This is a genomic window from Streptomyces sp. NPDC034084, from assembly GCF_055575535.1.
This window is the reverse complement of record NZ_JBVISK010000002.1, coordinates 1,080,449-1,099,992: the sequence shown is the minus strand read 5'-3', so window position 1 is coordinate 1,099,992 and position 19,544 is coordinate 1,080,449. Positions and strand designations below refer to the sequence as shown.

The 19,544-nt window shown below is 73.0% G+C and carries 20 protein-coding genes; 11 read left to right on the top strand and 9 right to left on the bottom strand.

Features of this window, described 5'->3' with window-relative positions; genetic code table 11:
• Window positions 1–3: 3 nt before the first annotated feature.
• The 3 genes from ACZ51I_RS10515 to ACZ51I_RS10505 form a co-directional block, all read right to left on the bottom strand.
• A complete protein-coding gene (locus ACZ51I_RS10515; RefSeq protein WP_468873582.1) occupies window positions 4–1,149 on the bottom strand; it encodes a GDSL-type esterase/lipase family protein in 1,146 nt (381 codons plus the stop codon).
• A gap of 237 nt (window positions 1,150–1,386) precedes the next feature.
• Window positions 1,387–3,018 carry a malate synthase A gene (gene aceB, locus ACZ51I_RS10510; protein WP_468873580.1) on the bottom strand — a complete coding sequence of 544 codons (1,632 nt, stop codon included), beginning with the start codon at window positions 3,016–3,018 and terminating at the stop codon, window positions 1,387–1,389.
• A gap of 226 nt (window positions 3,019–3,244) precedes the next feature.
• Window positions 3,245–3,859 (bottom strand): nucleotidyltransferase family protein, encoded by a 615-nt coding sequence (locus ACZ51I_RS10505; protein WP_468873578.1) that lies wholly within the window; start codon window positions 3,857–3,859, stop codon window positions 3,245–3,247.
• Window positions 3,860–3,983: 124 nt separating this feature from the next.
• Between ACZ51I_RS10505 and ACZ51I_RS10500 the strand changes: the two genes are divergently transcribed.
• Complete coding sequence (locus ACZ51I_RS10500) at window positions 3,984–4,304, top strand: DUF5955 family protein (protein ID WP_468873576.1); 321 nt, start codon at window positions 3,984–3,986, stop codon at window positions 4,302–4,304.
• Between the two features lie 61 nt (window positions 4,305–4,365).
• Here the strand turns inward: ACZ51I_RS10500 and ACZ51I_RS10495 are convergent, their stop codons facing one another.
• Both ACZ51I_RS10495 and ACZ51I_RS10490 read right to left on the bottom strand, forming a co-directional pair.
• Window positions 4,366–4,992 (bottom strand): response regulator, encoded by a 627-nt coding sequence (locus ACZ51I_RS10495; protein WP_468873573.1) that lies wholly within the window; start codon window positions 4,990–4,992, stop codon window positions 4,366–4,368.
• Window positions 4,989–6,203, bottom strand: a complete 1,215-nt coding sequence (locus ACZ51I_RS10490) for a sensor histidine kinase (RefSeq protein ID WP_468873571.1) — start codon at window positions 6,201–6,203, stop codon at window positions 4,989–4,991. Before ACZ51I_RS10490 ends, ACZ51I_RS10495 begins: the two co-directional genes overlap by 4 nt.
• Before the next feature lie 112 nt (window positions 6,204–6,315).
• Here ACZ51I_RS10490 and ACZ51I_RS10485 point away from each other — a divergent pair, with 112 nt between their 5' ends.
• Together ACZ51I_RS10485 and ACZ51I_RS10480 are read left to right on the top strand one after the other, a co-directional pair.
• Window positions 6,316–7,392: an ABC transporter permease gene (locus ACZ51I_RS10485; RefSeq protein ID WP_468873568.1), complete on the top strand. Its 1,077-nt coding sequence runs from the start codon at window positions 6,316–6,318 to the stop codon at window positions 7,390–7,392.
• Entirely contained in the window at window positions 7,389–8,069 is a 681-nt protein-coding gene (locus ACZ51I_RS10480) for an ABC transporter ATP-binding protein (RefSeq protein WP_468873565.1), read from the top strand. The genes ACZ51I_RS10485 and ACZ51I_RS10480 overlap by 4 nt, the downstream gene beginning before the upstream one ends.
• A 20-nt stretch (window positions 8,070–8,089) precedes the next feature.
• Here ACZ51I_RS10480 and ACZ51I_RS10475 read toward each other — a convergent pair whose 3' ends face one another.
• Complete coding sequence (locus ACZ51I_RS10475) at window positions 8,090–8,896, bottom strand: IclR family transcriptional regulator (protein WP_468873563.1); 807 nt, start codon at window positions 8,894–8,896, stop codon at window positions 8,090–8,092.
• 328 nt (window positions 8,897–9,224) lie between these two features.
• On the opposite strand from ACZ51I_RS10475, the gene allB reads away from it, so the two are divergent.
• Window positions 9,225–10,559 (top strand): allantoinase AllB, encoded by a 1,335-nt coding sequence (gene allB, locus ACZ51I_RS10470; protein WP_468873561.1) that lies wholly within the window; start codon window positions 9,225–9,227, stop codon window positions 10,557–10,559.
• Between the two features lies 1 nt (window position 10,560).
• The gene (alc, locus tag ACZ51I_RS10465) at window positions 10,561–11,676 is read left to right on the top strand and encodes an allantoicase (RefSeq protein WP_468873558.1); all 1,116 of its coding nucleotides are present in this window, start codon (window positions 10,561–10,563) and stop codon (window positions 11,674–11,676) included.
• A gap of 244 nt (window positions 11,677–11,920) precedes the next feature.
• Here alc and ACZ51I_RS10460 read toward each other — a convergent pair whose 3' ends face one another.
• The gene (locus tag ACZ51I_RS10460) at window positions 11,921–12,661 is read right to left on the bottom strand and encodes an SDR family NAD(P)-dependent oxidoreductase (protein ID WP_468873556.1); all 741 of its coding nucleotides are present in this window, start codon (window positions 12,659–12,661) and stop codon (window positions 11,921–11,923) included.
• A gap of 170 nt (window positions 12,662–12,831) precedes the next feature.
• Between ACZ51I_RS10460 and ACZ51I_RS10455 the strand changes: the two genes are divergently transcribed.
• The 3 genes from ACZ51I_RS10455 to ACZ51I_RS10445 all read left to right on the top strand — a co-directional run bounded on the left by ACZ51I_RS10455 (window position 12,832) and on the right by ACZ51I_RS10445 (window position 14,854).
• Window positions 12,832–13,440, top strand: coding sequence for a dihydrofolate reductase family protein (locus tag ACZ51I_RS10455; protein WP_468873553.1), 609 nt, complete (start codon window positions 12,832–12,834; stop codon window positions 13,438–13,440).
• A 116-nt stretch (window positions 13,441–13,556) separates the two neighbouring features.
• Window positions 13,557–14,483: a DMT family transporter gene (locus ACZ51I_RS10450; RefSeq protein WP_468873551.1), complete on the top strand. Its 927-nt coding sequence runs from the start codon at window positions 13,557–13,559 to the stop codon at window positions 14,481–14,483.
• 11 nt (window positions 14,484–14,494) lie between these two features.
• Window positions 14,495–14,854, top strand: coding sequence for a hypothetical protein (locus ACZ51I_RS10445; RefSeq protein WP_468873549.1), 360 nt, complete (start codon window positions 14,495–14,497; stop codon window positions 14,852–14,854).
• Window positions 14,855–14,884: 30 nt separating this feature from the next.
• On the opposite strand, the gene ACZ51I_RS10440 is transcribed toward ACZ51I_RS10445, so the two are convergent.
• The gene (locus ACZ51I_RS10440; protein ID WP_468873547.1) at window positions 14,885–15,106 is read right to left on the bottom strand and encodes a hypothetical protein; all 222 of its coding nucleotides are present in this window, start codon (window positions 15,104–15,106) and stop codon (window positions 14,885–14,887) included.
• 146 nt (window positions 15,107–15,252) lie between these two features.
• On the opposite strand from ACZ51I_RS10440, the gene ACZ51I_RS10435 reads away from it, so the two are divergent.
• The 3 genes from ACZ51I_RS10435 (at window position 15,253) to ACZ51I_RS10425 (ending at window position 18,440) form a co-directional block, all read left to right on the top strand.
• The gene (locus ACZ51I_RS10435; protein WP_468873545.1) at window positions 15,253–16,464 is read left to right on the top strand and encodes a sensor histidine kinase; all 1,212 of its coding nucleotides are present in this window, start codon (window positions 15,253–15,255) and stop codon (window positions 16,462–16,464) included.
• Window positions 16,465–16,507: 43 nt separating this feature from the next.
• Window positions 16,508–17,176: a response regulator gene (locus tag ACZ51I_RS10430; protein ID WP_468873543.1), complete on the top strand. Its 669-nt coding sequence runs from the start codon at window positions 16,508–16,510 to the stop codon at window positions 17,174–17,176.
• Window positions 17,177–17,261: 85 nt separating this feature from the next.
• A complete protein-coding gene (locus ACZ51I_RS10425; protein WP_468873541.1) occupies window positions 17,262–18,440 on the top strand; it encodes a cytochrome P450 family protein in 1,179 nt (392 codons plus the stop codon).
• Here the strand turns inward: ACZ51I_RS10425 and ACZ51I_RS10420 are convergent.
• Window positions 18,403–19,437 carry a Gfo/Idh/MocA family protein gene (locus ACZ51I_RS10420; RefSeq protein ID WP_468873539.1) on the bottom strand — a complete coding sequence of 345 codons (1,035 nt, stop codon included), beginning with the start codon at window positions 19,435–19,437 and terminating at the stop codon, window positions 18,403–18,405. The two genes, ACZ51I_RS10425 and ACZ51I_RS10420, sit on opposite strands and share 38 nt — an antisense overlap.
• Window positions 19,438–19,544: the final 107 nt, after the last annotated feature.

Sequence of the window (19,544 nt, the reverse complement as noted above, 5' to 3'; positions counted from 1 at the left end):
TCCCTATCCGGCCGCGAGGTACATCCCCGAGGCCCCCGACCCCGCCGTGTTCCGGCAGCTGCGGTTCCCCGTCGAAACGGCGTCGATCAGGGCGAGGCAGCGGCCGAGGGCCTGCTGGCCGTAGGCGTTGGGGTGCATCGACTCCTGGACGAGGCCCTGCGTGCTCTGGCTGTCGATCCAGCGCGCCCACTCGCTCGTCGCCGCCGACGGAGGCACGGTCGCCGTCACCTGCTTGCTCGCCCTGGCGCAGACCTCACGGCCCTGAAGCATGTCCCGCAGATCCAGGAACTGCACGCCCTTCGCCGTCGCGACGCCCTTGAGACGGTTGGCGAGCTGGGGGACCAGGGAGTCACGGGCCCAGTCGGAGTCGGCGTTCCAGAAGGGGCAGCCACCGGTGTTGGTACGGGCCCAGCCGCTCTCCGCGTACCGGTTCTCGGCGGCCCGCGGGATGGGGGAGGGGTAGGACTGGAGGACGATCCGGTAGTCGGAGGCGGCGTACCCGGCGGAGGACATGACCGCCCGGATCTCGTCGACGGACCGGCCGACGTCGGCCATCACGCCGTCGATCTTCGCGTCCACCTCGGCCTGCTGGTCGTCGTGGCAGTACGAGTACCAGACGATGTAGTCGGTCGCGCAGGTGCTGATGATGTCGGCGAAGCCGAGGTCGTTGCCGCCGATGGACAGGGCGATCAGCTCGACGTCGTGCGAGGCGGCGACGGCCGCGAGCTGGTCGGCCTGGGGCGCCTCGCCCTTGTAGGACTGGCCGCCCTGGGAGGCGCGGACGACGTTCTCCGTCTTCGCGCCGGAGCAGGCGAGGTTGATCAGGGCGCTCGCGATCGGACCGGCGCTCCTCACCTCGGAGACGTCCGAGCGGTGACAGCCGCCCGCGGTGGCGCCGTACACCCGCGACGGGTCGTAGGCACTGCCCGTCCAGGCCCGGTCGGTGCCGTTGCGGCTGCCGGAGTTCGTGAGGCTGTTGCCCTGCCAGCGGCCGGCCTCGCCGGAGATGTAGCTGTCGCCCATGGCGACGACGGCCGTGGGGCCCGCGCCGGGGGAGGCGTGGGCTGCCGGGGCGGCGACTGAGGCGAGCCCGGCGGCGGTACACAGTGCCAGGAGTGCGCGCAGCGCACGGTGGGGGGTCGAAGGCATGGCTGTGCTCCCTGCGGTACGCAGTGACGTGGGGGACAGCCGCCGGCCGGTGGCATGGCGGAATCTCGCACGCCCTGACTTGTTACCGCTAGGTAGCTGCACATCTCGGTTCCGTCACGTCGCCTGTGCGGCGACCGGGAACGGAAGAGGGCTCCGCCCCCGGCGATGTGCGTCACCGGGGGCGGAGCCCTGTTCAGGAGGCGTGCGGCCGCTGTGCGGTCGGCCGACGTGCGTGCGTCAGCCGACCAGCTGTTCGTACGCCGGGAGGGTCAGGAAGTCCGCGTAGTCCGCGTCGAGGGAGACGTGCAGGAGGAGGTCGTGTGCCTGCTGCCACTTGCCGGCCGCGAAGGCCTCGTCGCCGATCTCGGCGCGGATGGCGGCCAGTTCCTCGGCGGCGACCTTGCGGGCCAGGTCCGGGGTGGCCGTCACGGTCTTTCCGTCGTGCTCGAACTCGACACCCGCGTTGATCCACTGCCAGATCTGGGAGCGGGAGATCTCGGCCGTGGCCGCGTCCTCCATCAGGTTGAAGATGGCGACGGCGCCGAGGCCGCGCAGCCACGCCTCGATGTAGCGGATGCCGACCTGTACGGCGTTGCGCAGGCCCTCGTACGTCGGCTTCGCGTCGAGCGAGTCGATGGCGATGAGGTCGCCGGGCGCGACGGAGACGTCCTCGCGGAGACGGTCCTTCTGGTTCGGCTTCTCGCCGAGGACCGCGTCGAAGGAGGCCATGGCGATCGGGACCAGGTCGGGGTGAGCGACCCAGGAGCCGTCGAAGCCGTCGCCGGCCTCGCGGTCCTTGTCGGCCTTGACCTTCTCGAAGGCGACCTTGTTGACCTCGGCGTCCTTGCGGGACGGGATGAACGCCGCCATGCCGCCGATCGCGTGCGCGCCGCGCTTGTGGCAGGTGCGCACGAGGAGTTCGGTGTACGCGCGCATGAACGGGGCGGTCATCGTGACCGCGTTGCGGTCCGGCAGGACGAACTTGGCTCCGCCGTCACGGAAGTTCTTGACGATGGAGAAGAGGTAGTCCCAGCGGCCCGCGTTCAGGCCGGCGGCGTGGTCGCGGAGCTCGTAGAGGATCTCCTCCATCTCGTACGCGGCCGTGATGGTCTCGATGAGGACCGTGGCGCGGACGGTGCCCTGCGGGATGCCGACGTAGTCCTGCGCGAAGACGAAGATGTCGTTCCAGAGGCGGGCCTCCAGGTGCGACTCCGTCTTCGGGAGGTAGAAGTACGGGCCCTTGCCGAGGTCGATCAGACGCCGCGCGTTGTGGAAGAAGTACAGGCCGAAGTCGACGAGCGCGCCGGGAACCGGGCGTCCGTCGAAGGTGAGGTGACGCTCCTCCAGGTGCCAGCCGCGCGGCCGCATCACGACGGTGGCGAGCTCACCGGCCGGCTTGAGCGCGTAGGTCTTGCCCGACTTCGGGTCGGTGAAGTCGATCTTCCGGGTGTACGCGTCGATCAGGTTGACCTGACCGAGGACGACGTTCTCCCAGGTCGGCGCCGAGGCGTCCTCGAAGTCGGCGAGCCAGACCTTCGCGCCGGAGTTCAGCGCGTTGATCGTCATCTTGCGGTCGGTCGGGCCCGTGATCTCGACGCGGCGGTCGTTCAGGGCCGCCGGGGCCGGCGCGACCTTCCAGGAGTCGTCGGCGCGGATCGCGGCGGTCTCCGGCAGGAAGTCCAGGGTGGAGGTACGGGCGATCTCGGCGCGGCGCTCCGCCCGGCGGGCGAGGAGCTCGTCCCGGCGCGGGGTGAACCGCCGGTGCAGTTCGGCGACGAAGGCCAGGGCGGCCTCGGTGAGCACCTCCTCCTGACGCGGCAGGGGCTCGGCATCGACGACGGCCAGGGGGGACGGCGCTGGTGCGGACATGAACTGTCACTTCCTTCAGCGGACTTCACGGGCGGTGCCAGGCGGCCGCCGGGCGTCACGGAACGGCACGGAGTGCCGCAGGCGCCGAGATACGGCCGCAAGCGCCTTCTGTACGAGCAGGCGCTTCTGAACAGTGGATACTAGTTTCCTCATGGTGGAAGTTCAATGGTTTGTTGATGTCGAGATTCTCCGGATCGACAGAACATGGCGCTCGGTGCCACCCCGTTCACTCCAGGTGTGAGAGATCCGCCTCCGTGTCGATGTCGTAGGGCTCGGCCACATCCGAACAGTCCACCGGAGTGATCGCATCCCGGTGCGCCGCCAGATAGTCCCGCGCGCCCCGGTCGCCCACCGCCGAGTCCCCGACGCCCGCCCAGTGCCCGGCGCCGAACAGCACCGGATGGCCCCGCTCCCCGTCGTACGAGGCGGCCACCAGCGAGTCCCGCGAGCGGTACGCCGCCCGGACCCGGGCCACCGCCTCCGCCCCGATCCCCGGCTGGTCGACCAGCAGGACGAGCGCCGCGTCCACCCCGCGCGGATCGGCGGTCAGCGACGCGAGCCCGGCCCGCAGCGAGGAGCCCATGCCCTCCGTCCACTCGGGGTTGTCCACCAGTACGCACCCGGGCAGCTCCGCCCGTTCCCGTACGACCCCGGCCGACGCTCCGAGCACCACGTGCACCACCTCGCACCCGGCCGCGCGCAGCACCCCGACCGCGTGCTCGACCAGCGGCCGGCCCCGGTGCGGGAGCAGCGCCTTGGGCCGCCCCCCGAGCCGGCGACCGCCCCCGGCGGCGAGCAGGAGGCCGGCGACGAGCGGGGTTCGATCTTCTGCAGCTGTCATGAGGACTGCATACCTCATGAGGCGGAATGACACGGTCGCCTGAATTCCGACCACCAAGGGTGGCGCGCCGGGGTGGCGAAGGAGTTAACTGACCCGCGCACAGGGTCGTGCGAGGGGGAGAGCCATGTTGCGAAGCGTGGGGCAGAGGCGAGTGACCGGCGAGGGCGTGGACCCCAGGGTGGCCGAACTGCGGTCCGCCGTGTCCCGGCTCCGCCGCGAACTGGCCGCGCACCGGGTCGAGTTCGCCGACCGCGGAGTCGCCGAGGACGAGCTCGCCGCCCTTGACGCGATGGCGCTCAGCGGCGACCCCGAGGTGTGGCGGCTGCGCCGTTCGCTGCTGCTCGTCGCGGGCTCCGTGGGCTCCGTCAGCGCCCTCGCCGAGGGGCTCGCCGGTGTGCGGCGGGCCGTCGAGCTCTTCGGGCCGCCGCAGCCCCCCACCGCCTGATCCGGCCTGATCGGCAGGACGACCCCCACCGCCCGATCCGGCCTGATCGGCGAGGCACGGCCTACCGCCTGATCAGCCGGCGGGCCGTCGCCGACGCCACCGCCGCCGTGCGCGAGTCCACGCCCAGCTTCGCGAAGATGTGCACCAGATGGGACTTCACCGTCGCCTGGCTCAGGAACAGCGCCTTGCTGATCTGCTGGTTCGACAGGCCCTCGCCCACCAGCTGGAGGACCTCCAGCTCGCGCTTGGTCAGGGCCTCCGCCGGGGTCCGCATCCGGTCCATCAGCCGGTGCGCCACCGCGGGGGCGAGGGCCGACTGCCCGGCCGCCGCCGTCCGTACCGCCGCCGCCAGCTCCTCCGGTGGCGCGTCCTTCAGGAGGTAGCCCGAGGCGCCCGCCTCCACCGCCGCCAGGATGTCCACGTCCGTGTCGTACGTCGTCAGGACCAGCACCTTCGGTCCGCCCGCCGCCGCCGTGATCGCCGCCGTCGCCTCCGAGCCGTGCATCCCCGGACCGAACTGCAGATCCATCAGGACCACGTCCACGTCCCCGGCGGCGGCCAGCTCCACCGCGCGCTCGGCCGTCGCGGCCTCCGCGACCACGGCGAAGTCCGGCTCGGTGTCGAGGACCGCGCGCAGCCCAGCCCGTACCACCGGATGGTCGTCGGCGAGGAGCAGTCGGATGGTCATGCGGAGGCTCCAGCGGGGAGGGGGAGGGAGACGGCGACGGCGGTGCCCTGACCGGGCGCCGACTCGACCGTGAACGTGCCGCCCAGCGACTCCGCCCGCGAGCGCATCGCCGGAAGCCCGAAACCGCCGTCCGAGGACGGGCGCACGGAAGCGGGGTCGAAGCCCCGGCCGTCGTCGACCACGTCCAGGGTCACCGACGCGTCCATGAACGACAAGGTGATCTCCGCCCGCGAGGCCGAGGCGTGCCGCACCGTGTTGGCGAGCGCCGACTGCGCGATCCGCAGCAGCGCCACCTCGTACGGGGTCGGCAGTTCGGTCGGCGTACCGCTCACGGAGAACCGCACCCGCGGCCCGGCCCCGGGAGCCGGTTCGCACAGCCGCTCCAGGGCGGCCGCGAGGGAGCCGTGCTCCAGGTCCGGGGGCGAGAGCGCGCGGACGAAGCGCCGCGCCTCCGCCAGGTTGTCCTGCGCCGCCTCCCGGGCCCTGCCGATGTGGCCCGCGGCGGGGGAGTCCGGCGGGAGCACCCGCTCGGCCGCCCGCAGCAGCAGCTGGATCGAGGACAGGCCCTGTGCGAGCGTGTCGTGGATCTCGCGCGCGAGCCGCTCCCGCTCGGCGAGCGTCCCCGCGTGCCGCTCCGCCGCCGCCAGCTCCGCCCGCGTCTCGATCAGCTCCTCGATGAGCCGCCGTCGGCGCTCGCTCTCCCGGTACAGGGCCTGGTAGCCGAGGACCGTCGCCACCGCGACCGCCGCACCGAGCAGCGGCCCGATGAAGACCCCCGGGTTGAGCGCGGCGCCGTGCCCGACGTACGAGAGGATCGCCGCGCCCGCCGTCAGTGCCACGGCCGGCAGCGACCAGCGCGTGGGCAGCAGGTGGAGCTGGAGGAAGTACAGGGGGAAGGCCAGCCAGAGCGCCTCCGGGGTGAGCCAGAGCAGCGCGAGCCAGGACGCTCCGAGGACCGCGAGCCATACGGCGGCGGCGCGCGGCGAACTCCGCACCGACGGCAGGTAGGAGCCGGCCGCGTAGACCCCGCCCGTGACCGCCGCCATCACCGTCCCGGCGGCCGAGTCCGCCCGTACCCCCGCGAGCACGAGCAGGCCCGCCATCAGGAGGTGAAGGCAGAGGCGCAGGGCGCGCAGGGCGGGGGTGAGGGAACGCCGGGAGGTGGGGGGGAAGAGGGGCGGGGCGGGGTGGAGGGAGGAGCGGGGATCCATGATCCCCCCAGCGTAGACATCGGGCGACAATCCGGACTCAACCGAAAGTTTGATTGCGGAGCCATCCGTGGCGCGATGCCCGCGGGGCACCGCGCGGACCACTCTGGTCAGCATGTTCGTGGCATGGAGAGACCTGAGATTCGCCAAGGGGCGTTTCACCCTCATGGGCACCGTGATCGTGCTGATCACCCTGCTCGTGGGGTTGCTGTCCGGGCTGACCGCCGGACTCGCGCGAGAGAACGTCTCCGCGATCACCGGTCTGCCCGCCGACCGGCTGGCCTTCGCGGCGCCGCCGTCCGGGCAGTCGGTCTCCTTCACCAATTCGACGGTGACGGAGGAGCAGTGGCGCGGCTGGGCGGAGCGGCCCGGGGTGACGGGGGCCGGGCCGCTCGGCATCCGCACCCTCAACGCCGCAGCCGGGGACCGTACCGCCGCCGTCTCCGCCTTCGGTACGGAACCGGACTCGGGACTCGCCCCGGGCGCCGTCGGCGCGGGGAAGGCGGTCCTCTCCGGGTCGGCGGCGGAGGAACTCGCCGTCCGCAAGGGCGACCGTGTCCGCCTCGGCCCGCTGGAGGTGACCGTCGCCGCGGTCGCCGGCGACGCCTCGTACAGCCACACGCCCGTCGTGTGGACCTCCCTCGGCGACTGGCAGAAGCTCGGCCACAGCGGCGCCACCGCGCGCCGGCAGGCCACCGTCATCGCGCTGACCGGTGACGGCGCCGACTGGGCGGCGGGGGACGAGGCCGCCGGCACCGAGGCGCGGACGGTCGACGAGGCGCTCACCGCCATCGGGTCCTACCAGGCCGAGAACGGCTCGCTCCAGCTCATGCGCGGCTTCCTCTTCGCGATCTCCGCGCTCGTCATAGGAGCGTTCTTCACCGTCTGGACCATCCAGCGGAGCGGTGACGTCGCCGTCCTCAAGGCGCTCGGCGCCTCCACCCCGTACCTCCTCAAGGACGCCCTCGGGCAGGCCGTCCTCATGCTCACCGCCGGCACCCTGCTCGGAACCGCCCTCGCGGTCGGCATCGGCGCCCTCGTCAGCGGCGGGAACGTGCCCTTCCTCCTGGAACCGCTCACCGTCCTCGGGCCGGCCGCCGTGATCATCATCCTGGGCGTCCTCGGCGCCGCCCTGTCCATCCGGCGGATCACCGCCGTCGACCCCCTCACCGCCCTCGGGAGCGCCCGATGAGCCTCGTCCTCGACGCCGTCACCCTCACCTACCCGGACGGCGACGGCCGGCTCACCGCCCTCGACGCCGTCTCCCTCACCGTCCCCGCCGGTACGCTCACGGCCGTCGTCGGCCCCTCCGGCTCCGGCAAGTCCAGCCTCCTCGCCGTCGCCGCCACCCTGGTGACCCCGGACGAGGGGCGGGTCGTCGTCGCCGGTACGGACACCGGGGCGCTCACCGCCGCCGCCAAGGCGGAGCTGCGCCGTGAGCACATCGGGATCGTCTTCCAGCAGCCCAACCTGCTGCCCTCGCTGAGCGCGGTGGAGCAGCTCCAGGTGATGGCCCATCTGTCCGGGCGGTCGCCGAAGGGGGTACGGGGCCGGGCCCTGGACCTCCTTGACGCGGTCGGCCTCGCGGACCAGGCGCACCGGCGGCCGCACCAGCTGTCGGGCGGTCAGCGCCAGCGGGTCAACATCGCGCGGGCGCTGATGAACGAGCCGTCCGTGCTCCTGGTCGACGAGCCGACGAGCGCCCTGGACCACGAGCGGGGGGCGGCGGTCATGGACCTTCTGGCCAGGCTGACGGCCGAGCGGGGGACGGCGACGGTCCTGGTCACCCACGACCGCGCCCACCTGGCCCGCACGGACCGCACGGTGACCGTCCAGGACGGGCGCCTGACGGAGCCGGTCGGGGTCTGACGGAGCCGTCGCCGACGGCCTCAGGCCTGGCCGTTGCCCGCCGTGTTCGCCAGGGCCGCCGACAGTTCGCGGGCCACTTCCTGGAGGATCGGGACGATCTTCTCCGTGGCGGCCTCCGTGACGCGGCCCGCCGGGCCCGAGATGGAGATGGCCGCCGCGGTGGGGGAGTCCGGTACGGAGACCGCGAGGCAGCGGACCCCTATCTCCTGCTCGTTGTCGTCGACCGCGTACCCCGTCTCGCGGACCGCCACGAGCGCGTCGAGGAAGCCGTCCGGCGTGGTGATGGTCTTCTCGGTCGCGGCGGGCATGCCGGTGCGGGCGAGCAGGGCCCGTACCTCCTCGGCGGGCGTGTGCGCGAGGAGCGCCTTGCCGACGCCGGTCGAGTGCGGCAGGACCCGCCGGCCGACCTCGGTGAACATGCGCATCGAGTGCTTGGACGGCACCTGCGCGACGTACACGATCTCGTCGCCGTCGAGCAGCGCCATGTTCGCGGTCTCGCCGGTCTCCTCCACGAGCCGCGCCAGGTAGGGGCGGGCCCAGGTGCCGAGGAGACGGGCGGCCGACTCGCCGAGCCGGATGAGGCGGGGGCCGAGCGCGTACCGGCGGTTGGGCTGCTGACGCACGTAGCCGCAGGCGACGAGGGTGCGCATCAGGCGGTGGATGGTGGGGAGCGGGAGTCCGCTGCTGGCGGAGAGCTCGCTCAGCCCGACCTCGCCCCCGGCGTCGGCCATCCGCTCCAGGAGGTCGAAGGCGCGCTCAAGGGACTGGACGCCCCCGCTCGCGGCGGGTTTGGCGGCGTCGGTGGTGCTGGCGCTGGACGTCGGCACGTCAACGGTCCTTTCGGGGCAGGCGGGCAAGGCAGCAGCCTACCGGGCCGTCGGCCGGGGCACACGGGCCCGGTTCCGGCGTCAGTGCCGGTCAGGGGGTGTTTGTCCGGTGTCGGTGACGGCCCGGGGCGGTCCAGGTCTGGCCCGCATGTGCGGAGCTACGTTCTACTGTACGGAATTCGCTTTCCACTTTGTGGAAAGGTCCAAGTCGGGTTCGCCGACGGCCGATGCTGGAAGTGTGCCCTTGACGACCCCTCGTCCGGAAGTGAACACTCCTTTTCAACAGTTCGTTGAAATTCCCGTTGAAGTGCTTGAAGAAGGGGTACGGGTGGACGTCAACCTGGTCCTGCGCTCGACACGCGTCATCACCCCCGAGGGGACGCGCCCGGCGTCGATCGCCGTCTCCGGAGGGACGATCGCGGCCGTGCTGCCGTACGAGGCCGAGGTACCCGCCGGCGCCCGGCTCGAGGACGTCGGCGACGACGTCGTCCTGCCCGGCCTCGTCGACACCCACGTGCATGTGAACGACCCCGGCCGCACCGAGTGGGAGGGCTTCTGGACCGCCACCCGCGCGGCCGCCGCCGGCGGCATCACCACGCTGCTCGACATGCCGCTCAACTCCCTCCCGCCCACCACCACGGTGGAGAACCTCCGGGTCAAGCAGGAGGTCGCGCGCGCCAAGGCCCACATCGACGTCGGCTTCTGGGGCGGCGCGCTGCCCGACAACGTCAAGGACCTGCGCCCCCTGCACGACGCCGGAGTCTTCGGCTTCAAGTGCTTCCTCTCGCCCTCCGGCGTGGAGGAGTTCCCCGAGCTCGACCAGGAGCAGCTGGCGAACTCGCTCGCCGAGATCTCCGGCTTCGGCGGCCTGATGATCGTCCACGCCGAGGACCCGCACCACCTCGCCGCCGCCCCCCAGCGCTCGGGCGGCGCGTACGCCGACTTCCTCGCCTCCCGGCCCCGGGACGCGGAGAACACCGCCATCGAGAACCTGATCAACCAGGCCCGCCGGCTCGACGCCCGCGTCCACGTCCTGCACCTGTCGTCCTCCGACGCGCTGCCGCTCATCGCCGCCGCCCGGGCCGAGGGCGTGAAGATCACCGTCGAGTCCTGCCCGCACTTCCTCACGCTGACGGCGGAGGAGATCCCGGACGGCGCGACCGAGTTCAAGTGCTGCCCGCCGATCCGTGAGGCGTCGAACCAGGACGCCCTGTGGCAAGGGCTCGCCGACGGCACGATCGACTGCATCGTCTCCGACCACTCGCCGTCCACGGCCGACCTGAAGACCCCCGACTTCGCCTCCGCCTGGGGCGGGATCTCCTCCCTGCAGCTCGGACTGCCGGCGATCTGGACCGAGGCCCGCCGCCGCGGCCACAGCCTGGAGGACGTGGTGCGCTGGATGTCCGAGGGACCGGCCCGGCTCGCCGGACTGACCCGCAAGGGTGCGATCGAGGCCGGCCGAGACGCCGACTTCGCCGTCCTCGCGCCGGACGCCACCTTCACCGTCGACCCGGCCGAGCTCCAGCACCGCAACCGGATCACCGCCTACGCCGGCAAGACCCTCAGCGGCGTCGTCACCTCCACCTGGCTGCGCGGAGAGCGCATCGTCGACCGCGGCACCCTCGCCGAGCCCTCCGGCCGCCTCCTCGAAAGGAACAACTGACGTGTCGTCCATACCCAGCTTCACCGGTGACGCCAGCCCCTACGGCGGCGGCGACCCGTACGCCGACTACCGGACGGCCGACTTCCCCTTCACCCAGTACGCGGACCTCGCGGACCGCCGCCTGGGCGCGGGCGTCATCGCGGCCAACGACGAGTTCTTCGCCGAGCGCGAGAACCTGCTCAAGCCCGAGGCCGCCGAGTTCGACCCCGAGCACTTCGGCCACAAGGGCAAGATCATGGACGGCTGGGAGACCCGCCGCCGCCGCGGTGTCTCGGCCCAGCAGCCGCACCCCACCGAGGACGACCACGACTGGGCCCTCGTACGCCTCGGTGCGCCCGGCGTCGTCCGCGGGATCGTCGTCGACACCGCCCACTTCCGCGGCAACTACCCGCAGGCCGTCTCCGTCGAGGCCACCTCCGTGGCCGGCTCGCCCTCGCCCGAGGAACTCCTCGCCGACGACGTGAAGTGGACGACGCTCGTCCCGCGCACCGCCGTCGGCGGCCACGCGGCCAACGGCTTCGCCGTCGACGTCGAGCAGCGCTTCACGCACCTGCGTGTCAACCAGCACCCGGACGGCGGCATCGCCCGTCTCCGCGTCTACGGCGAGGTCGCCCCGGACCCGGCGTGGCTGGGCGTCCTCGGCACCTTCGACCTCGCGGCCCTGGAGAACGGCGGCCAGGTCGAGGACGCCTCGGACCGCTTCTACTCCCCGGCCACCAACACCATCCAGCCGGGCCGCTCCCGCAAGATGGACGACGGCTGGGAGACCCGCCGCCGCCGCGACAAGGGCAACGACTGGATCCGCTACGCCCTGGTCGCCGAGTCCGAGATCCGCGCCGTCGAGATCGACACCGCGTACCTCAAGGGCAACAGCGCGGGCTGGGCCGCCCTCTCGGTCGCGGCCGAGGGCTCGGAGGAGTGGACCGAGATCCTGCCCCGGACCCGCCTTCAGCCCGACACCAACCACCGGTTCGTACTCGACACCCCGGCGGTCGGCTCCCGCGTCCGGATCGACATCTACCCGGACGGCGGCATCTCCCGCCTCCGTCTCTTCGGCTCCCTCACGGAGGCCGGCACGGCGCGGCTGACCGCCCGCCACCAGGAGCTCGGCGGCTAGCCGGGACTCCTCTCACGACTGGGCGGGTACGACACCCCGCCCGGCCCGCGAGGGCGCACCGACCCGACAGCACCGGTGCGCCCTCGCGCCTCACCCTTTCGACTCGTTCCCCTCCGGGCGCCCTGAGCCGGGCTCACGCCCCGACCGGTGCTCGCCTCCCTCGTTCCTCGGGAGGCTCCACGCGCTCGGGGCCGTTCCCCGGCGGCGCCCTTCGGATCACTCGCCCGGCCCCGCCGTACGGGCCTTACGCGGCGTGCCCGCCGTCCACCGAGAACTCGGCGCCCGTCACGTACCGCCCACCGGGCCCCGCGAGGAAGGCGACCATCGCCGCCACCTCGTCCGGGGTGCCGAAACGGCCGAGCGCCGTCATGGCCGCCTGCCCCTCCGCGTACGGCCCGTCCGCCGGGTTCATGTCGGTGTCGACGGGGCCGGGGTGGACGATGTTCGCCGTGATGCCGCGGCCGCCCAGCTCGCGGGCGAGCGCCTTCGTCAGGCCGATCAGCGCCGCCTTGCTCATCGCGTAGAGGGTCCCTCCGGGGCCCGGCACCCGCTGGGTCATGCAGGTGCCGATCGTGACGATCCGGCCCCCCTCGGAGAACCGCGCGGCGGCCGCCTGCGAGGCGAGGAAGGTCGCCCGGACGTTCACCGCGAGCACCCGCTCCACATCCGCGAGGGACAGCGACTCCAGCGGGCCGAGGACGCCCGCGCCGACGTTGTTCACCAGGACGTCGAGGCGACCGAGGGCGTCCGCCGCCCACTCCACCGCGCCCGCCGCGTCCCCGGCGTCGGCGGCGTCGGCCCGCAGGGGCAGCGCCTTGCGGCCGACCGCCTCGATCCGGGCGGCGACCTCCTTGGCCCGCGCCTCGTCCTGCACGTAGGTGAAGGCCACGTCCGCACCCTCCTGGGCCAGCCGTACCGCCGTCGCCGCGCCGATCCCCCGGCTGCCACCCGTCACCAGAACCGCCGTGCCGTTCATCGTGGACATCCGAAACCTCCGTGAGAAGTAGCCATTGCTTGCGGGTTCAATGAAAGGCGGCGGGGTGCCAGGACGCTGGCGGGAATCGGACTCCGACCCGGTCACCGATGACTTCCGCCGGGCGGTGGAGTCGGAAGGGGTGAGACACGATGGTCCGGAGAACAGAAAGGGCACCCACCATGGCCACCCTCAGCCTCACCCAGTTCCTCACCCTCGACGGCGTCATCCAGGCCCCCGGAGGCCCCGAAGAGGACCGCAGCGGCGGCTTCGAGCACGGCGGCTGGTCCGTGCCGTTCGGCGACGAGGACTTCGGGCAGCGCATCACCGAGATCTTCGCCCGGCCGACCGCCTTCCTCCTCGGCCGCCGCACGTACGACATCTTCGCGGGCTACTGGCCGAAGCAGACCGACCCCGCCGACCCCGTCGCCTCCAAGCTCAACGCCCTCCCCAAGTACGTCGCCACCACCACCCTCGCCTCGGCGGACTGGGAGAACACCACGCTGCTCCGCGGTGACGTCGTGGAGGAGGTCGCCGCCCTCAAGGAACGCACCGACGGCGAGATCCAGATGCACGGCAGCGCGAGCCTCGCCCGGACCCTCCTCGACCACGACCTGATCGACACCCTCCATCTGCACGTCTTCCCCGTGGTCCTGGGCACCGGCCGCCGGCTGTTCACCGACGGGGTCCGTCCCACCGCCTTCCGCCTCACCGACGCGCGCACCACCGGCACGGGCGTCGCCCTCCACACGTACGAGCTGGCCGGCCGCCCCACCTACGGCACCTACTGATCTCCCGCCCCCGGGAAAGGTGTAGCCACCACGGGCCCGCGCGGGTACGGTGATCGCTCCGAGTGCGAGCCGTCGAAGTCTCCACCCCGCCCAGTCAGTTGGAGAACCGGCCCGCGATGTCCTCGATTGCCGCACCTGTGCCCCTCGGCGCCCCGCGCCGCGCCTGGCTCACCGACCTGCCCGTCCTGCTCGTCGCCGTCGTCTGGGGCGCCAGCTATCTCGCGGCCAAGGGCATCACCACCGGCCACACCGTCATCGCGGTCCTCGTGCTGCGGTTCGCCGTGGTGCTGCCCGTCCTCGTCGCCGCGGGGTGGGGCAGGCTCCGCGCCCTGAGCGCGGCCCAGTGGCGCGGCGCCGCGACCCTCGGGCTCATCCTCAGCGGGATCTTCCTCCTGGAGACGTACGGCGTCGTCCACACCTCCGCCACCAACGCGGGCCTGATCATCAGTCTCACCATGATCTTCACCCCGCTCGCCGAGGCCGCCGTCACCCGGGTCTCCCCGCCCCGTGCCTTCCTGGCCGCCGCCGCGCTCTCCGTCACCGGCGTCGTCCTGCTGACTCAGAGCGGCGGGTTCACCGCCCCCTCCGCCGGTGATCTGCTCATGCTGCTCGCCGCCCTCGCCCGTACCGTCCACGTCCTGGCCATGTCCCGGATCAAGGCGGTCCGGTCGGCCGACTCGCTCTCCCTCACCACCGTGCAACTCGGCTCCGCCGTAGCCGTGTTCACCCTCATCGCCACCCTCCCCGGCACCGGCGCCTCCCCCTGGGCCGTGGCCCTCGACTTCGGCCCGCGCGAGTGGGCCGGGCTCCTCTTCCTCTCCCTCCTCTGCACGCTCTTCGCCTTCTTCGTGCAGATGTGGGCCGTCCGCCGCACCTCGCCCTCCCGGGTCAGCCTCCTCCTCGGCACCGAGCCGCTCTGGGCCGCCGCCGCGGGCATCGCCGTCGCCGGCGACCGCCTCGGCGCCGTCGGTCTCGCGGGTGCCGTGCTGGTCCTCGCGGGGACGAGCCGGGGCCGCCGCGCCGCGGACCAGGACGCCCGGTAGGTTCTTCCCCCATGCGTTCACTGCAGTACGACATAGAGTTCCGCGCCCGGGCCCGTCGCACCCAGGCATGGGGGCTCGGACTCCTCTCCGTGGCCGTGCTCCTGTGGATCTGGCTCGCCGTGCTCCTCTTCACGCCCTATGAGACCGGCGTGTCCAGCCGCGAGTGCACCTCCCGGTTCACCAGCGAGAACCTCCACAACAGCGACAGCGGCTGCGTCAACGAGCGCGACTGGCCCGAACTCCTCGCCGTTCTCGGCGCGTCCGTGCCCGTGGCCGTCATCGGAAGCGTCCTCTACACCAGCGGCTCCGTCTCCCACCGCATGGCCGAACACCTCGCCGAGGTCACCCGCCTCGAGCGCGCGAGCGCCTGACCGGATCCGGAACCGCCGGAAGCCCCCCGCTCAGTCCTTCGCTATTCGGCTCGCCCCGATCGCCAGGACCAGCCCGAGGACCGCGATGACGATGTTCGCGTACAGCTCCCGGCCCTCCAGGAACCACACGTTCTCCGTGAGGAAGCGGGTCAGACCCAGGAACCTGAACCAGCCGTCGGTCAGCTCACGGATCACTCCGGCCGTGCCGGCCACGAACAGCAGGCCCCCGAGGCTCTCAAGAAACTTCTTCATGATCCGATCATGGCGGGGCGGCCCGGCCCGCCGCGTCCACCGCTCGTCTACGGCGACCGATACCAAAGTATCGACCTCCGCGACTCCGGTAGCCCGACGGCCCGCACGACCCCTGGACGGCCCCCGGCCTGCGTACATTGGCCGACATGACTCGTACGGACCGGCAGCGCTGGCTGCTCCCCTCCCACCTGGTCGAACCGGGCGGGAGCGGGGCGGCCCGGCCCCGCCGTACCGCCCGCGACTGGGTCGTGGACACCTCGCTCTTCCTCCTCGCCGCGTTCGTCGGTCTTCTCGCCGCGGACGCCAGCGCGCAGTACACCAGTGAGACCGTCACCCTCGCCGACCAGCTCGCCGGCGCCGCCGCCTGCTGTGCCCTCTGGCTGCGCCGGCGGTGGCCCGTGGGACTCGCCGTCGCCCTCGCCCTGGCGAACGTCGTGGCCCCGGTCGCCGCCGGCGCGCTCCTCGCGAGCCTGTTCAGCGTCGCCGTACGCCGCCCGTTCCGCGAGGTCGCCTGGATCGGCGCGCTCGCCGTCGCCACCTCCACCGTCCAGGTCTTCATCCGCCCCGACCCCACCACCAACGCCGGGCTCTCCGTCGCCCTCGGCTTCATCCTCGTCCTGCTCGTCACCGCCTGGGGCATGCTCGTGCGCTCCCGCCGCCAGCTCGTCGACGCCCTCAGGGAACGGGCCCGCCGCGCCGAGGCCGAGGCCGAGCTGCGCGCCGCCCAGGCCCAGCGGCTCGCCCGCGAGGCGATCGCCCGCGAGATGCACGACGTGCTCGCCCACCGGCTCACCCTCCTCAGCGTCCACGCCGGAGCCCTGGAGTTCCGGCCGGACGCCCCGGCCGAGCAGATCGCCCGCGCCGCCGGAGTCATCCGCGACAGCGCCCACGAAGCCCTCCAGGACCTCCGCGAGATCATCGGCGTGCTGCGCGCCCCCGGCGAGAACGGCGACGGCGACCGGCCCCAGCCCACCCTCGCCACCCTCGGCGCGCTGGTCGACGAGTCCCGCGAGGCCGGTACGGAGGTCGTCCTCGACACCACCGTCGACGACCCGGCCGCCGTGCCCGCCGCCACCGGACGCACCGTCTACCGCATCGCGCAGGAAGGCCTCACCAACGCCCGCAAGCACGCTCCCGGCACCACCGTCACCGTCACCGTCCGGGGCCGGCCCGGTGAAGGACTCACCGTCGACATCCGCAACCCGGCCCCCGCCGGTCCGGTCCCGCACGTCCCCGGCTCCGGCCAGGGCCTCATCGGCCTCACCGAACGCGCCGCCCTCGCCGGCGGACGGCTGGAACACGGTCCGGACCCCGACGGCGGGTTCGCCCTGCACGCCTGGCTGCCGTGGCCGGCATGACCTTCCGGCCGATCCCACCGGACGCGCGGCTACCGTGGCCCCCATGACCATCCGGCTACTCGTCGTCGACGACGACCCCCTGGTCCGCGCGGGCCTCACCCTCATGCTCGGCGGCGCCGAAGACCTCCAGATCGTCGGCGAGGGCGCAGACGGCCGGGAGGTGCCCGAACTCGTCGCCCGCCACGCCCCGGACGTCGTCCTCATGGACATCCGCATGCCCCACGTGGACGGCCTCACCGCCACCGAACGCCTCCGCGCCCAGCCCGGCGCCCCCGAGGTCGTCGTCCTCACCACCTTCCACGCCGACGAGCAGGTGCTGCGCGCCCTGCGGGCCGGCGCCGCCGGTTTCGTCCTCAAGGACACTCCGCCCGCCGAGATCGTCGCCGCCGTCCGCCAGGTCGCCGCGGGAGACCCCGTCCTGTCGCCGGCCGTCACCCGCCAGCTCATGACCCACGTCGCGGAGCGCGCCGAACAGCCGCGGCGCACCACGGCCACCACCCGCCTCGCCGAACTCGCCGACCGCGAGCGGGAGGTGGCCGTCGCCGTCGGACACGGCCGGTCCAACGCCGAGATCGCCGCCGAGCTGTACATGAGCCTCCCCACGGTCAAGGCCCACGTCTCCCGGATCCTCGCCAAGCTCGGCCTCAACAACCGCGTCCAGATCGCGCTCCTGGTGCACGACGCCGGCCTCATCGACGCGGACGGGTCCTAGCGGACGGCAGCGACCAGCGGACGGGAGCGACCGGTGGACGAGGGCGACCAGCGGACGAGAGCGACCAGTCGGATAGTCTGCTTCGATGTCCGTCATCGAACTGGGGGAGTACGGCGCGGACTTCACCGCGAACCCGTACCCCTACTACGCCGAACTCCGTGCAGCAGGACCCGTCCACGAGCTAAGGATGCCGGACGGCTTCCAGTTCTGGCTGGTCGTCGGCCACGAGGAAGGGCGCGCGGCGCTCGCCGATCCCCGGCTCGCCAAGTCCCCGTCCGTCATCGGCGTCCGGCCGCCGGAGGAGGACATCATCGGCGTCCACCTCCTCGCCGCGGACGCCCCCGACCACACCCGGCTGCGCCGCCTGGTCACGGCGGAGTTCACCGGCCGCCGGGTCGAGAGCCTGCGGCCCCGCATCGAGCGGCTCACCCACGAACTCGCCGACGCGATGGAGCCGGCCGGCCGCGCCGACCTCGTCGACGCCTACGCTTTCCCGCTGCCGATCACCGTCATCTGCGAGCTCCTCGGTGTTCCCGCCGAGGACCGCGAGACCTTCCGTGGCTGGTCGAACGAGCTCGTCACCCCGACCGGCGAGCGGGGCATCCTCGACGCCCTGGAGGGCTTCGGCGGCTACCTCGACGGCCTCATCGAGGACAAGCGGTCGGCGGGACCCGCCGACGACCTGCTCTCCGGCCTGATCGCCGCCCGCGCGGAGGACGGCGACCGGCTCTCCGGACCCGAACTCCGCGCCATGGCCTACCTGCTGCTCATCGCCGGCCACGAGACCACCGTCAACCTGATCTCCAACACGGTACGCAACCTGCTCACCCACCCCGAGCAGCTCGCCGCCCTCCGCGCCGACCCGGGTCTCCTTGACGGGACGATCGAGGAGTCCCTGCGGTACGACGGGCCGGTGGAGACCGGCACCTTCCGCTTCACCCGGGAGCCCGTCACCATCGGCGACACCGTCATCCCGGCCGGCGAGAGCGTCCTCGTGGGGATCGGCGCGCTCGACCGGGACCCCGCCCGCTTCCCCGAGCCCGACCGCTTCGACATCCGCCGCGACACCAAGGGCCACCTCGCCTTCGGCCACGGCATCCACTACTGCCTGGGCGCCCCGCTCGCCCGCCTGGAGGGCAGGATCGCCCTCCGGACGCTCCTGGAGCGCTTCCCCCGGCTCGAACTCGACCCCGAGGGCGCGCCCTGGGAGTGGCTCCCCGGCCTCCTCATGCGCGGCGTCCGCCACCTGCCGGTCCGATGGTGACCTGAGAGGCCTCCAGCCGCACCGGCACCCGCTCCCGCCGCGAGCGTTCGCACGCCTCGGCGATCCGGAGCGCCGCGAGGGCCTCCCGGCCGTCGCAGGGATTGGGCGCCCCGCCGCGCACCAGCCGTACGAAGGCGTCCAGCTCCGCCTCGTACGCGGGGGCGAACCGCTCCAGGAAGCCGGGCCAGGGCTTGCCCGGGGCGGACGGGCCCTGCGGCTCCAGCGACGCGAGCGGGGTGCGGTCGTCCAGGCCCACCACGAGCTGGTCCCGCTCGCCCGCCAGCTCCATGCGGACGTCGTACCCGGCGCCGTTGCACCGGGTCGCCGTCGCCGTCACCAGCGTGCCGTCGTCCAGGGTCAGCAGGGCCGCGGCCGTGTCCACGTCGCCCGCCTCCCGGAACATCGCCGGGCCGGCGTCCGAGCCCGTCGCGTACACCTCGACGACCTCCCGCCCGGTCACCCAGCGGACGATGTCGAAGTCGTGCACGAGACAGTCGCGGAAGAGACCGCCGGAGAGCGGCAGATACGCGGCGGGCGGCGGCTCCGGGTCGGAGGTGACCGCCCGCACGGTGTGCAGCCTGCCGAGCCGCCCCGACCGCACCGCCTCGCGCGCCGCCCGGTACCCCGCGTCGAAGCGCCGCATGAACCCCAGCTGGAGCGCCGTGCCCGCCTCCGCCACCGCGTCGAGCGCGGCCAGCGTCCCCGGCACGTCCAGGGCGATCGGCTTCTCGCAGAAGGCCGGCAGGCCCGCCCCGGCCACGCGGGCGATCAGCTCCGCGTGCGCCGCCGTCGCCGAGGCGATCACCACCGCGTCCAGGGCGTGCCCCAGCAGCGCGTCCACGTCGGGCGCCGCCTCCACGCCGAGCGCCCCCGCGACCCCCGCCGCCCGGACCGCGTCCACGTCCGCCACGACCAGCGACTCGACCTGGGGGTGCCGGGCCAGCACCGCCGCGTGGAAGCTCCCGATCCGTCCCGTACCGATGAGTCCGATGCGCATGGCCCCACCGTGAGCCGGGCGGTCCCGGGTGTCAAGGATTTGTCAGGACAACCGGACGTCATGCCTTCCCGTCATCTGCTTCCGGTCCTCCGCACCCGCGGGCTACG